General features: G+C 39.7%; 13 protein-coding genes. 9 read left to right on the forward strand and 4 right to left on the reverse strand.

Annotated features, from left to right (window positions below; translation table 11 throughout):
* Positions 1-7: 7 nt before the first annotated feature.
* Both argB and ACSAMO_RS10915 read left to right on the forward strand, forming a co-directional pair.
* On the forward strand, positions 8-880 hold the full coding sequence (gene argB, locus ACSAMO_RS10910; protein ID WP_022230405.1) for an acetylglutamate kinase: 873 nt from the start codon (positions 8-10) through the stop codon (positions 878-880).
* A 20-nt stretch (positions 881-900) separates the two neighbouring features.
* Positions 901-2607, forward strand: a complete 1707-nt coding sequence (locus ACSAMO_RS10915) for a proline--tRNA ligase (protein ID WP_499209304.1) — start codon at positions 901-903, stop codon at positions 2605-2607.
* Between the two features lie 27 nt (positions 2608-2634).
* On the opposite strand, the gene rlmH is transcribed toward ACSAMO_RS10915, so the two are convergent.
* The 4 genes from rlmH to rpmB all read right to left on the reverse strand — a co-directional run bounded on the left by rlmH (position 2635) and on the right by rpmB (position 5613).
* The gene (gene rlmH, locus ACSAMO_RS10920) at positions 2635-3111 is read right to left on the reverse strand and encodes a 23S rRNA (pseudouridine(1915)-N(3))-methyltransferase RlmH (protein ID WP_117965099.1); all 477 of its coding nucleotides are present in this window, start codon (positions 3109-3111) and stop codon (positions 2635-2637) included.
* Positions 3112-3123: 12 nt separating this feature from the next.
* Positions 3124-3900: an MBL fold metallo-hydrolase gene (locus ACSAMO_RS10925; RefSeq protein ID WP_022230408.1), complete on the reverse strand. Its 777-nt coding sequence runs from the start codon at positions 3898-3900 to the stop codon at positions 3124-3126.
* A gap of 62 nt (positions 3901-3962) precedes the next feature.
* Positions 3963-5243, reverse strand: a complete 1281-nt coding sequence (gene murA, locus ACSAMO_RS10930; RefSeq protein WP_022230409.1) for a UDP-N-acetylglucosamine 1-carboxyvinyltransferase — start codon at positions 5241-5243, stop codon at positions 3963-3965.
* Between the two features lie 181 nt (positions 5244-5424).
* The gene (gene rpmB / locus ACSAMO_RS10935) at positions 5425-5613 is read right to left on the reverse strand and encodes a 50S ribosomal protein L28 (RefSeq protein ID WP_022230410.1); all 189 of its coding nucleotides are present in this window, start codon (positions 5611-5613) and stop codon (positions 5425-5427) included.
* Between the two features lie 243 nt (positions 5614-5856).
* Between rpmB and hprK the strand changes: the two genes are divergently transcribed.
* The 7 genes from hprK to ACSAMO_RS10970 all read left to right on the forward strand — a co-directional run bounded on the left by hprK (position 5857) and on the right by ACSAMO_RS10970 (position 14794).
* Entirely contained in the window at positions 5857-6804 is a 948-nt protein-coding gene (gene hprK / locus ACSAMO_RS10940; protein ID WP_482490231.1) for an HPr(Ser) kinase/phosphatase, read from the forward strand.
* A 64-nt stretch (positions 6805-6868) separates the two neighbouring features.
* Positions 6869-7600, forward strand: a complete 732-nt coding sequence (locus ACSAMO_RS10945) for a phosphatase (RefSeq protein ID WP_022230412.1) — start codon at positions 6869-6871, stop codon at positions 7598-7600.
* Positions 7601-7619: 19 nt separating this feature from the next.
* Positions 7620-8519 (forward strand): UDP-N-acetylmuramate dehydrogenase, encoded by a 900-nt coding sequence (gene murB / locus ACSAMO_RS10950; protein ID WP_022230413.1) that lies wholly within the window; start codon positions 7620-7622, stop codon positions 8517-8519.
* Positions 8520-8533: 14 nt separating this feature from the next.
* Entirely contained in the window at positions 8534-9391 is an 858-nt protein-coding gene (gene rapZ / locus ACSAMO_RS10955) for an RNase adapter RapZ (protein ID WP_022230414.1), read from the forward strand.
* Between the two features lie 54 nt (positions 9392-9445).
* Positions 9446-10426 (forward strand): gluconeogenesis factor YvcK family protein, encoded by a 981-nt coding sequence (locus tag ACSAMO_RS10960; protein WP_022230415.1) that lies wholly within the window; start codon positions 9446-9448, stop codon positions 10424-10426.
* 26 nt (positions 10427-10452) lie between these two features.
* Complete coding sequence (gene whiA, locus ACSAMO_RS10965) at positions 10453-11310, forward strand: DNA-binding protein WhiA (RefSeq protein WP_022230416.1); 858 nt, start codon at positions 10453-10455, stop codon at positions 11308-11310.
* Between the two features lie 16 nt (positions 11311-11326).
* Positions 11327-14794 carry a DNA polymerase III subunit alpha gene (locus tag ACSAMO_RS10970; protein WP_499209305.1) on the forward strand — a complete coding sequence of 1156 codons (3468 nt, stop codon included), beginning with the start codon at positions 11327-11329 and terminating at the stop codon, positions 14792-14794.
* Positions 14795-14882: the final 88 nt, after the last annotated feature.

Genomic DNA, 14882 nt, shown 5'->3' on the forward strand with positions numbered 1-14882 from the left:
GGAAGTAATGCAAGAACTTATAAAAAAAGCGGGAATACTTATAGAGGCACTTCCGTATATACAGAAATTTTCCGGCAAAACCGTTGTTATCAAATACGGCGGTAATGCTATGATAAACGAAGAATTAAAGAACTCCGTAATGGAGGATATTACTCTTTTGAAGTTCATCGGACTTAATCCGATTGTCGTACACGGCGGAGGTCCCGATATTTCAAAGGCACTTAACGAACGCGGTGTAAAGAGTAAATTCGTAAACGGTTTGCGTGTGACGGACGATATTACAATGCAGACTGCTCAACAGGTACTTATAGGTAAAACAAATAAAGAAATTGTCGCACTTCTTAATACAAACGGCGGTCGTGCAGTCGGTATCAGCGGTATTGACGGCAGTTTTATCGAGTGTAAAAAGCAGTATACGGAAGTGGACGGCGAAAAGGTTGATATAGGTTATGTCGGCGATATTGTTCACGTTAAGCATTGCTTGATTGACTTATTGTCATCGGATCAATATATCCCTGTTATCGCTCCTATCGGTACAGATGAGGACGGTAACAGCTACAATATTAATGCAGATACGGTTGCGGCGGCAGTTGCGGCGTCTGTTGAGGCGGAAAAACTTATTTTGCTTACTGATGTTGAGGGTATTAAGGATAAAGACGGTAATGTTATTGCCGAAATACATAAAAATGAAATATACGAAATGATACATGACGGCAGCATCAGCGGCGGTATGATACCAAAGGTACTTGGCTGTCTTGAATCAATCGACGGCGGTGTTACGGGTGCGCATATCATTGACGGACGTATACCGCATTGCCTGTTACTTGAAATCTTTACAAAGACAGGTATTGGCACGCTTATTAAGAGTGATAAATATTAATAAAGAGAGGAATTTATATAATGAGAATGTCTAACTTGCTTATGCCGACGCTTAGAGAAGTACCGGCAGAGGCGGAAATAACAAGTCATAAATTAATGTTGAGAGCAGGTCTTATCAGAAAACTTGCGGCGGGTATATACTCATATCTTCCGCTTGGACTTCGCACTTTGCAAAAGGTTGAACAGATTGTCCGTGAAGAAATGGACAACGCTGGTGCACAGGAACTTTTGATGTCTGCACTTTTGCCGGCAGAGGCTTATCAGGCTTCGGGCAGATGGGAAGTGTTCGGACCGAGTATGTTCAAAATGAAAGACAGAAACGACCGTGATTTCTGTCTTGGTCCTACACACGAGGAACTTTTCACTCAAACTGTAATTGACAGTGTCCGTTCATATAAAGAATATCCAATGACTTTATATCAAATTCAGCATAAGTATCGTGACGAGGGACGTCCGAGATTCGGCATTATAAGAAGCCGTGAATTTATAATGAAGGACGCGTACAGCTTTGACCTTACGGAAGAAGGGCTTGATAAGTCATATCAAAAAATGTATGACGCATATTGCAGAATATTCAACCGTCTTGGACTTGATTTCACTATCGTTGACGCTGACAGCGGTGCTATGGGCGGCAGCGGAAGTCAGGAATTTATGGTTAAGTCGCCAATCGGTGAGGACGGTATTGCGTATTGTGACGATTGCGGATATGCGGCTAACTATGAAAAAGCTGAATGTATTCCTCAAGAAAAGCCGTCACCTGAGGGTGATTTTGATATGGAAAAAATCCATACTCCGAATGCTCATACAATCGAAGAACTTGTAAGTTTCTTAAATGCAGAGGCTTATAACTTTGCAAAGACTATAATATATAAGGCTGACGATAAGTATGTTGCCGCAATGGTAAGAGGTGACAGAGAAGTTAACGAAGTTAAGCTTAAAAATCTTGTCGGCTGCACAGACGATTTGGAACTTGCCGAGCCGTTTATGGTAAGACAGATTACAAATGCAGAAGTCGGTTTTGCAGGTCCTGTGGGACTTGATATTCCTGTATACGTTGATAAAGAAGTCGCAATGATGAAGAACTTTATTGTTGGTGCAAATGAAACAGATATGCACTACAAGAACGTAAATATCAATAAGGACTTCACACCGACAGAAGTTGCTGATATTCGTACAATCGAAACAGGCGACGTTTGCCCTAAGTGCGGTAAGCCTATAAAGACTGCTCAAGGTATCGAAGTAGGACATATATTCAAGCTTGGTACAAAGTATTCTGACGCACTTGGACTAAAGAGCCTTGACGAAACAGGAAAGAGCAAGACTGTTATTATGGGTTGCTACGGTATAGGCGTTACACGTTGTCTTGCAGCGGCTATCGAGCAAAACAATGACGAAAACGGTATTATCTGGCCCGTATCAATCGCACCGTATCACGCAATCGTTATCCCTGTAAATTCTAAGAATGAAGAACAGAGTGAAATTGCCGAAAAAGTATATAATGACCTAAAGGCAAAGGGAATAGAAGTATTGCTTGACGACAGAAACGAAAGAGCCGGCGTTAAGTTCAAAGACGCTGACCTTATCGGTATTCCTGTAAGAATTGTCATAGGTAAAAAATGCGGCGAGGGCGTTGTTGAATATAAGGAAAGAACAGCAGAAAATGCTGTTGAAAAGAATATTGATGACGCAGTTAATGACGTTGTTGAATTTATAAACAATAACAGATAATTCAAAAGGAGTGGCTAAGCCACTCCTTTATTTATGATAACTTTCATTATTATTAATTTTAAATGCACGGTAAATTTGTTCAAGAAGAACGACACGCATAAGCTGGTGGGGAAGTGTCATTTTACCGAAACTCAATCTTAATGCCGACTTTGATTTTACGGTATCGGACAGACCGAGTGAGCCGCCGATTATGAATGTAATATGACTTGAAGTCATTGAAATATCGGCGATTTTTTTCGCTAATTCTTCGGAAGAATGTTCCTTACCCTCAATACAAAGTGTAACGACAAACGAATTTTGCGGAAGTTTTGCAAGGATTTTATTTCCCTCTTTTTCTTTTATTTGCTCCATTTCTTTTTCTGATGCATTATCAGGTATCTTTTCATCGGCTACTTCGATTATATTTAATTTCGCAAACCTTGAAAGTCGCTTTGAATATTCGTCAATAGCGGCAGTGAAATATTTTTCTTTAATTTTGCCTACGGAAATAACAGTTATATTCATATTTTCCTCCGTTTAAAATAAAGTGGGCTTATATCTGTCGGCAACCTGCAAAGTCATATCTTTGCCGACATCAACACCCGACTGTGAAAGTAAATTGTATGTTTCGAGCATAGCTATTTCCGGACGGTTGTTTTCTTTGCTTAAATGACCGAGCATAATGTGTTCGGTGCCGTTCTGTACAAGGTGCAGAGCAACTTTTGAGGCGGTTTCGTTTGACAAGTGACCGTATTCACCCAATATTCTGCGTTTCAGCGGATACGGATATGTACCGCATTTCAGCATTTCAACGTCGTGATTTGATTCAAGCAATATTTTTTTACTGCCTGTTATCTTTTCTAAAATACTTTTTGTTATTTTACCTATATCTGTTGCAAGCGAATATTTTTCATCGCCAATCATAAAATTAAAACCGACAGGTTGTGCGGCGTCATGCGGAATTGCAAAAGGACATATTCCGATATTGCCTATTTCAAAATCTGTATCTTCGGTGATTATTTTAATATTTTCATCGGCGATATTGCCTATATCCATACTTGTATGAGTCCCTTGTGTGGTGTAAATAGGAATATTGTAGCGTCTTGAAATAACCCCTGCACCTTTTGTATGGTCAACGTGTTCGTGCGTTATTAGGAGTGCGTCAATGCTTTCTGGCATTACGTCAATAGCGTGAAGCGATTCTTTTAATTTTGCACCCGACATACCGCAATCTATAAGTAAATTTGTTTTGCCGTCCGAAACGAATGTCGCATTACCGGACGAACCGCTTATAAGTGAAACAAAAGTAGCCATTTTAACCTTCCTAAAATTAATTAAGCCTGCCGACAAAAGTCAAGCAGGCTTGTATTTTTGAATTAATCCAATAAATCATCAACGACTTGTACTCTTTCAATACTGCCGCCGAGTTTAACGAACTTTTCTTCAAAGTTTTCGTAACCTCTGTCAATATGATAGATGTCGGTGATTTCGGTAGTACCCTCAGCCATAAGACCGGCAATAATCATTGCCGCACCTGCACGAAGGTCTGTTGCCTTAACGTGTGCACCGATAAGCGAATTAACACCGTCAATAATAGCAAGTTTGCCCTCAACTCGAATATCAGCACCCATACGCTTTAATTCGTTTACATATCTGAAACGGTTGTCCCAAACACCTTCACGCGCCATACTTGTACCCTCGATTGTTGTAAGGAACGTTACAAGCTGAGGCTGCATATCGGTAGGAAATCCGGGATAAGGCATAGCGATAAAATTAATGTGTTTAAACTTTGTATCGTCATTAACCCAAACTCTTACGCTGTCTTCACCCTCTGAAATATTAACGCCTGCCTCGATAAGTTTTGCACTTATGATTTCAAGGTGACGCGGAATTACATTTTTAAGAACAACATCGCCTCTTGTAGCGGCTGCCGCTATCATAAATGTACCTGCTTCAATTTGGTCGGGGATAATTGTGTATGTTCCGCCGTGCAAATCTTTTGTACCTTTAATTTTAATTGTATCAGTTCCCGCACCTCTTATGTTTGCACCCATATTGTTAAGAAAATTCGCAAGATCAACAATATGAGGTTCTTTTGCGGCATTTTCGATAACGGTAATACCGTTTGCGGTTGTCGCCGCAAGCATAGCGTTGATTGTCGCTCCGACGGTTATAACGTCAAAGAAAATATTTCCGCCAGAAAGATTTTCGGCAGAACCTTCGATAACACCTTTTGATGTGTCAATGTCAGCACCGAGCGTTTCAAATGCTTTTATATGCTGATCGATAGGACGTGTACCAAAGTCACATCCGCCCGGCGGGTCAACAATAAAATTAGAAAAACGACCCAAAAGTGCGCCCATAAGATAGCTTGAACCACGCATTTTGCGTGTAAGGTCACCCAACGGACGATATGAATCAACATTTGTACAATCTATATCAACAGTATTTTTATCTATATATTTAACATCAGCATTAAGCTGTTCAAGTATTCGTAAAAATAATTTTACGTCTTTTATATCAGGCAGATTTTCAATTCTGCAATTACCTTTAACCAAAAGGCAAGCCGGCAATATTGCGACTGCGGCATTCTTTGCACCGCTTATAGTAACTTCGCCTTTAAGCTTGTTACCACCCTTGACTAAGAGTTTCTCCAATCCGATACACCCCTTCAAAATCTATTCTAAACTATTATAACAGAAAAACCAATAAAAAGCAATTTAATTTATAAAAAAATTGACTTATTTTTTGAAAATAAATTGCGGTATGTAATGAATAAAAGTAAGAAAAAAACAGCCTGCCTAAAAAATAGCAAGCTGTCTCTATCTAAAAAAGTAATCAAACAGCACGTTCTACCTTTCCGCTGCGTAGGCAACGAGTACAAACATGCATTGACTTAACTGAGCCGTTAACAACTGCTCTAACCTTTCTTACGTTTGGCTTCCAAGTTCTGTTAGATCTTCTGTGAGAGTGGCTGACCTTAATACCGAAAGCAACGCCTTTTCCGCAAACATCACATTTTGCCATTTCATTACACCTCCTGACACGTTTGTTAAAACATCAAGAAATATTTTAACACAAAATTTTTAATAATGCAAGACTTTTATTACTTTTTTATTAAATTTTTTTAAAATTATGCTTTTGCACATATTATGACCGTAAATACAGCTAAAAACTTATGTATTTTTTATTGAAAAATGTATCGGTATGGGTTATAATAATAGAATAGGATATTTATAAAAATGTCATGAAAGGCGGACGTTCCAAATGATGAATGTTGATGAATATAAGCTCCCGCTAAAAAAGGTTATTGAGGAGTTTGAACTTGAAAAGATTTACGAAACGGATGATCTTGATTCTGTAATGATAACAAATACAGACGTAAACCGACCGGGACTTCAAATGGTGGGATTTTTCGATTATTTTGACAATAATCGTATTCAGATTATGGGAAAGGTTGAATTTACTTACCTTGAACAGTTACATGCCGACGAGAGAGCGGAGAAGATTGAAAAACTTATGTCACAGCATATTCCTGCACTTATCGTCACAAGAGGACTTCAGATTTTCCCTGAAATGATTGAATTGGCTGAAAAGTATAATGTTCCGCTTTTGAGAAGTGAGAGCGGTACTTCGGCATTTATGAGTGCGCTTATCGCGTATCTTAATGTACAGCTTGCGCCAAGACGTACACGTCACGGTGTGCTTGTCGAAGTATACGGCGAGGGTATTCTTATTTTGGGTGAAAGCGGTGTCGGAAAGAGTGAAACGGCTATCGAGCTTGTTAAAAGAGGTCACAGACTTGTTGCCGATGACGCGGTTGAAATTAAGAGAGTTTCGGACAAGACTTTGGTTGGCTCGTCACCTGAAATTATACGTCACTTTGTTGAACTGCGCGGTATCGGTATTATTGACGTAAAGGAAATATTCGGTATAGGTGCGGTTAAAGACACTGAAAATATTGATATGATTATTCATCTTGAGCCTTGGGAAGAGGGCAAGCAATATGACAGACTCGGTATGGTGGACGAGTATACAAATATAATGGGTATAAACGTACCGTCACTTACGATACCTGTAAAACTTGGCAGAAACCTTGCGGTAATTGTCGAAGTTGCATCAATGAACAACAGACAGAAACGTATGGGATATAATGCGGCTGTTGAGCTTAACAACAGACTTATGAGCCAGATGGAAAGTCAGCTTGGTAATTTGTAAAGAGCCTGTCGACAAATGTTGACAGCTCCAAACTATTGTAATTTTTAGATAAGGAAGATATAACGTGAAGATATTATTGGACACACATACACATACATTGGCAAGTACACACGCATATTCAACGGTTCTTGAAATGGCAAAATATGCGTCGGAGGCTGGAATGGAGGCTATTGCGATAACAGACCATGCGCCTGCTATTCCCGACGGTGCACATCCTTGGCATTTTCAGAATTTGAAGGCCATTCCGCGTGAAATATACGGTGTAAAGATATTATACGGTGCGGAAGTGAATATACTTGACTTGGAGGGTAATATAGACCTTGCCGATGAGGTGCTTGAAAAACTTGACGTTGTAAATGCAAGCATACACGCACCTTGCTACAAGGACGGTGACGCGACAGATCATACGAGTGCATATTTGGCGATAGTCAACAACCCTCTTGTAGATGTTATATGTCACAGCGGTTCACCGGCGTTTGTGTATGATTATGAAAAAATCATAGACCTTGCAAAGAAAAATCATAAGCTAATAGAAATAAACAATCATTCGTTTGATGTCAGAAAAGCAAGTATTCCGAATTGCAGAAAAATTGCGGAAATATGCAAAGAAAAAGAAGTCGGAATAGTTGTAAGTTCTGACGCACACATTACGTTTGATTTGGGTAATTACAATAATGCGCTTGGTATGCTCAGTGAAATTTCATTCCCCGAAAAATTGGTTATAAACAGAGATTTAAAATCATTTGAAGCATATATGAAAGAAAAGGGAAAAGAACTGTTTAAGTGGCATATGTAATTACGGAAAGGCGGAATATATGTTAGACAGAGAAAGACTTTCGGCTATTACTGACAATGTTGTTTACGATGAACCTATGAGTAAGCATACAACATTCAGAATAGGCGGCACGGCAGACGCGTTTGTATCGCCTGAAAACGCACTTGAAATTGAAAAGATTATTCATTTTTGCAAAGATACCGATACACCGTATATGCTTATGGGCAACGGCTCAAATATGCTTGTCGGTGACGGCGGTATAAGAGGTGTTGTCATACACATCGGAAACGGTATGTCAAAGTGCAGAATTGAGGGTGAAGAAGTATATGCCGACGCAGGAATACTGATGTCAACGCTTTCAAAGAAAATTCTTGAGGCTAATCTTACCGGTTTTGAATTTGCCGGCGGAATACCGGGTACACTCGGCGGCGGTATATATATGAATGCAGGAGCGTACGGCGGTGAGCTTAAGGATATAATTGAAAACGTAACATTTATATGTCCTGACGGACTTATAAAAACCGAAACGGCAGATAAGCTTGATTTCGGTTATCGTCACAGTATGTTTGAAAACGGCGGTTATACTATTTTATCTTGTAAATTAAAACTTAAAAAAGGCAATTATGACGAAATTAAGGCATTGATGGCTGATTACAATAAAAGACGAAGTGATAAACAGCCTTTGTCACAGCCGTCAGCGGGAAGTACATTTAAACGTCCGGAGGGCTATTTTGCAGGTAAGCTGATACAGGACGCGGGACTTATGGGATATTCCGTAGGCGGTGCAATGGTCAGCGACAAGCACGCAGGCTTTGTTGTGAACAAAGGCGGTGCAACGGCTAAAGATGTTTTGGATTTAATTAAGTATGTACAAGATACCGTGGAAGAAAAATTCGGAGTAAAATTAGAGCCTGAAGTAAGGCTTATAGGGGAACAGTAAGGAGAAGAAATCGGATGCAATATACAATAGTAACAGGAATGTCGGGCAGCGGAAAGACTAAAGTAATAAGATATTTGGAGGATATGGGATATTTCTGTATAGATAATATGCCTCCTATGCTTATACCGAAGTTTTCGGAAATGCTGACTTCGGTAAACGGTAAATTTAATAATGTTGCGTTCGTTGTCGATACCCGTGTCGGCGATATGATAAATGAACTTTTGGCACAGATTGATGATTTAAAGCAAAAGGGATACGATTGCAAGCTTTTGTACATCAATGCGGATGATGAAACACTTGTAAAGAGATATAAAGAAACACGACGTATGCACCCTATTGAAAATACAAACGGGCTTTTGGCATCAATAAGACAGGAAAGAAAAATGCTTTCCGCTCTTTATGAGGCTTCGGACTATGTTATAGATACGTCACATCTTACGGCACAGGGACTTTTGCAGGAATTAAAAGAAATTTATGCGTCAGGCGATACAAAGCAGGGACTTGAAATTAATGTAATGGCATTCGGTTTTAAATACGGTATGCCGCTTGACGCCGACCTTGTGTTTGACGTAAGATGTTTTCCGAATCCGTTCTATATTGATGAATTAAAGCATAAAACAGGTAATGATAAAGAAGTTCAGGACTATGTTATGAGCTTTCCGAAATCGGTTACTTTTATGGAAAAGCTCGAAGATTTTATGGAATTTATGATACCTCTTTACATTGAGGAGGGAAAAATTTCTCTTACAATCGCAATCGGTTGTACAGGCGGTAAACACAGAAGTGTTACTATGACAAATAAACTTGCGGATTATTTAAAATCATGTGACTATACGGTTAATGTATCGTATCGTGATATGGGCAGGGAATAGTTTAAAAGGCGAATATTTCGCCGACGTTAGCTTTGTGAAAGGAGTTAATGGCAGATGATTTCAGATACAAAGGTTGTGGCGATAGGCGGAGGAACAGGTCTTTCGACTATGCTCAAGGGTCTAAAGCTACATACTCATAATATAACAGCGGTTGTAACGGTTGCCGATGACGGCGGTTCATCGGGAATACTCAGAAGTGACCTCGGTATGCTTGCACCCGGTGACGTGAGAAACTGCGTAAGTGCGTTGGCAGAGGTTGATCCCGTAATGGGCGAACTTTTGAATTTCAGATTTAAAGACGGAAGTTTAAAAGGTCACAGTCTCGGCAATCTTTTTTTGGCGGCACTTAATGAAACCTCGTCAAGCTTTGATGAGGCGGTAAAAAAATTCAGCCACCTTGCAGGCGTGGTAGGAACGGTGTATCCTGTTACGAATGAGTCTGTAACGTTAAGCGCATTGCTTGAGGACGGCAGACTGATTGAGGGTGAGTCGCATATCGGCGTACACCATGACGGCCCTAAAAACGGTATAGTCAAATTAATGGTTAATCCCGAAAAACCAAAGGCTGTTGACGGAGTTATAAAGGCTCTTGAAAAAGCCGATATAATTGTTTTAGGCCCGGGAAGTCTTTACACGAGTATTATACCTAATTTGCTTGTGGACGGTGTTGTTGACGCAATCAAAAAGAGTAATGCCGTAAAAATTTATGTGTGCAACATAATGAGCCAGGCAGGCGAAACGGAAAATTATACGGTGTCCGATCACCTTGCGGCGATTGAACGTCATTCGTATGAGGGTATTGCGGATATAGTTATTGCGAATAACGCAATAATTCCCGAAAGTCTTAGAATTAAGTACGCGTCCGAACATGCGCGTGAAGTTATGATTGACTCAATAAACGTTCTCAAAAGAGCGAAACTTGTGCAAGGTAATCTTTTGCTTGTACGAAACGATAAAATCCGTCACAATTTCAGCCGTTTGGCAAGAACTATTATGAGATTGGGCAGTGACGTAAATTATTTTGAAAATAAATAAGATAAAGATATGAGAGGATTATTTTAATGTCTTTTTCATCACAGATAAAAGAAAAGCTGTGTAAGAGTGAATACGGTTGTATGAACTGCGCTGCATATGAATTGTCCGGAGCATTGATGTTCGGCGGAAATATAGGCAGTGACAGCATTAAGTTTGCAACAGAAAACGAAAACATTGCAAAGAGAATAACAGCGGATATAAATACGGCTTACGGAATACAGGTGGAAACACAGGTTATTTCAAAAGTACAGCGTATCATTATAGATAATATATATCAGGTTGAAAATATCACAGGCGGTATATCGCAATCGGACGATATACCGTTTTCGTGTTGCAGAGCATCGTTTGTGCGAGGTGCGTTTTTGGGCGGCGGCTCTGTTACAGACCCTCAAAAAGGGTATCATATGGAATTTAATACGAAAAGCGATGAGCAGGCACTTCGTTTGCAGAAATTGCTTAAAAATGAGGGCTTTAATTCAAAAATAACATACCGTAAAGGGTATAATGTTGTTTATATCAAGGGTAGCGAAGAAATTGCGGATATACTCGGATATATGGGCGCGGCACAGGGAGCGTTTGAACTGTTTTCGGTACAGATTGAAAAAGAAATGCGTAACGAAGTCAACAGACGTGTAAATTGTGAAAATGCTAATACGAACAAAGCCGCGAAGGCGTCATCAAAGCATTTGTTTGCGATAAAAAAAATCAAGGACGCAAAACAATGGGACAAACTGCCAGATGTATTAAAGGAAATCGCGATTTTACGCGAAGAATATCCCGAGGACAGTTTGAAAGAATTGGGCGAAAAAACAAATCCGCCGATTGGCAAATCGGGTGTAAATCACAGACTGAGCAGATTGGTTGAATTAGCGGAAACGATATAAAGGAGGTTTGGGGCATATGCAGTTTTGCCATCTTCATACACATACTGAATACAGTCTTTTGGACGGCGAGGCAAGTATAAAAAAACTTGTTGCAAGAGTTAAAGAACTTGGCATGGATTCGTGTGCCATTACCGACCACGGCTCAATGTACGGTGTGGTTGACTTTTATCGTGAAGCAAAAGCACAGGGAATACACCCGATTATAGGCTGTGAGGTGTATATGGCACCGAGAAGTCGTTTTGATAAGGTACACGATATTGATAATAAAACAAGTCACCTTATTTTGCTTGCCGAAAATCAAAAGGGTTATAAAAATCTTATAAAACTTGTTTCGGCGGGATATATTGACGGATTTTATTATAAGCCGAGAATTGATTTTGAAATGCTTAAAGAGCATAGCGAGGGTATTATCGCACTGTCGGCTTGTATTGCGGGTGAAGTGCCGAAAGCATTGCTTAGAGGCGACTATGACGAGGCTAAAAAAATCGCTTTAAAATATGCGGAGGTTTTGGGTAAGGATAATTATTTCCTTGAAATTCAAGACCACGGACTCAGCGAACAAAAGAGAATAATTCCGGATATGTTGAGATTGTCGGAGGAAACGGGTATCGGACTTGTTGCGACAAACGATATACACTATTTGAAAAAAGAGGACGCAAAGTATCAAGACGTTTTGATGTGTATTCAAATGGAAAAAAAGGTTGACGATCCCGACAGAATGAAGTTTGAAACGGAAGAATTTTATATCAAGTCACCGGAAGAAATGATGTCGCTTTTTGAATATGTACCGCAAGCGATTGAGAATACGGAAAAAATCGCAAAGCGATGTAATGTTGATTTTGATTTCGGTACAAGGCACTTGCCTGCTTATGCGGTGCCGGACGGTAAGGACGCGTTTGAATATTTGCGTGAACTTTGTCAAAGCGGTCTTGAAAAACGATATTCACCGGTATCGGACGAATTACAGAAACGTCTTGATTACGAACTCGGTGTAATAAAAAGTATGGGGTTTGTGGACTACTTTCTTATTGTATGGGACTTCATACATTTTGCAAAAAATAACGGTGTTATGGTCGGACCGGGACGTGGAAGTGCGGCAGGCAGTATCGTTGCGTACAGTCTTGGCATAACTACGGTTGACCCGATAAAATACGGACTTATTTTTGAACGTTTCTTAAATCCCGAACGTGTAAGTATGCCGGATATTGATATAGACTTTGCGCCAAACGGCAGACAGAAGATTATAGATTACGTTGTTGAAAAATACGGTGAAGGACAAGTTGCACAGATAATTACATTCGGTACAATGAAAGCAAAACTTGCGATTCGCGATGTCGGACGTGCTCTTGATATACCGTATGCGGAGGTTGACAAAGTTGCGAAACTTGTGCCGTTTGATTTGAAAATGACGATAAGCAAAGCACTTGACATAAGTACGGAACTTCATGCACTTTATGAAAATGATCCCCAAATAAAGGAATTGCTTGATACGTCAATGGCACTTGAGGGACTTCCGCGTCACGCGTCAACGCACGCGGCAGGTGTGGTTATAACAAGTGAGCCGATAGTAAATTATGTGCCGTTGCAGTTAAACAGTGAAAATTTTATAACGACGCAGTTTACGAAAGATACGGTTGAAAATCTCGGTCTTTTGAAAATGGACTTTTTGGGACTTAGAAATCTTACCGTAATTGAAAACGCAGTAAAAATTATCAAGCGTACAAGGGGTATTGACCTCAATATGGACGAAATTGATTATGACTGTAAGGAAGTATATGAACTAATTTCAAGCGGTAATACAGACGGCGTATTTCAGCTTGAAAGTGCCGGAATGCAGTCGTTTATGCAGGAATTAAAGCCTGATACGCTTGAAGATGTTATAGCGGGTATTGCACTTTATCGACCGGGCCCGATGGAACAAATTCCGCGATATATAAAAAGTAAGAAAAATCCTGAAACAATTAAATATAAGCATCCTCTTTTGAAAAATATTCTTGACGTTACATACGGCTGTATGGTGTATCAGGAACAGGTGCTTGAAATTGTGCGTACACTTGCGGGATATTCGCTCGGTAAGGCTGACTCTATGAGAAGAGTTATAAGTAAGAAAAAAGCTGACCAAATGGTTATTGAACGTAAAAACTTTATTTACGGCAGTGACGACGGAGATATACCGGGTTGTATCAAAAACGGAATTGACGAACAGACGGCAATTTCGATATTTGACGAAATAAACGATTTCGCAAATTATGCTTTCAACAAATCACACGCGGCGGCATATGCATTTGTAACGTATCAGACCGCATATTTAAAGACGTTTTATCCCGTTGAATATATGGCGTCACTTATATCGAGTATTGATGACCTTGACAAGATAAACCACTATATCGCGAACTGCAAGGAAATGGGTATCGACCGTTTGCCGCCTGACGTAAATAAAAGTGAGGATACGTTTACTGTTGAAAATAACAGTATTCGTTTTGGATTGTCGGCGGTTAAAAATGTCGGTCGTGCGATGATTTTAAATCTTGTCAATGAGCGTAAAAATAACGGCGAATTTAAAACCTTTTCTGATTTTATCGACCGTATGGCAGGTCGGGATATGAATAAACGTGCGCTTGAGGGATTGATTTCATGCGGTGCGTTTGATTCCATGGGCGTTAAACGTTCACAGCTTTTGGCTGTTTACGAAAAAGCACTTGACGGTACGGCAAAAGCCGCAAGGGATAATGTTGCGGGTCAAATGTCGCTTTTTGATACAATAGAGGAACAAAGTGAAATGCAATTTCCGAATATTGACGAACTTGACAAAAAGACGATGTTAAAGATGGAAAAACAGTCTACCGGACTATATTTTTCCGGACATCCGATGGAGGAATATACGGATAAAATAAAAAAACTTACAAAATATAATATAAGCGATGTTTTAACCAGTGTGCATAAGGACGAGGACGGCAATTATCACGCGGTTGAGGGCGGACTTCAGGACGGCGATATGATGATTATATGCGCCGCCATAGCGTCAAGAAAAAATAAAACGACACGTTCAAATGCACAGATGGCTTTTCTTAATGTGGAGGACGTATACGGCTCTGTCGAATGTATAGTATTCCCTAAAGTTCTGAATGAATTTTCACCGCTTTTGCAGGAAGACAATCTGGTTGCGATAGCTTGCAGATTGTCGATAAGGGAAGACGAGGCTCCTAAAATATTAATGCAGTCCGTTCAGCTTTTAGACGAGGCACTTATGGCAAAAAAAGAGCCGAAAAGACTGTACATTCAGCTTGAAACGAGAAATGACGAAAATTTGAAAAACGTAGAAAAGTATCTGTCACCGTATCAAGGTGATATGGAAGTAAGACTTTTCTTTAAAGATACAAGAAAAATGTCGTCTGTACCGAGAAGATTATGGTTTAACGGTACAGAAAATGCAATTTATGACTTGAAAAATATCTTCGGAGAGGATAATGTTAAAATAAAGTAGCAATATTCACGAAAACATAAACTTGCATAATTAAAAATTTTATTGTATTTACTCTTGAAATATTTTGCGAAATGCTATATTATATTAT

It is taken from the genome of Ructibacterium sp. SJQ-7 (assembly GCF_054696575.1).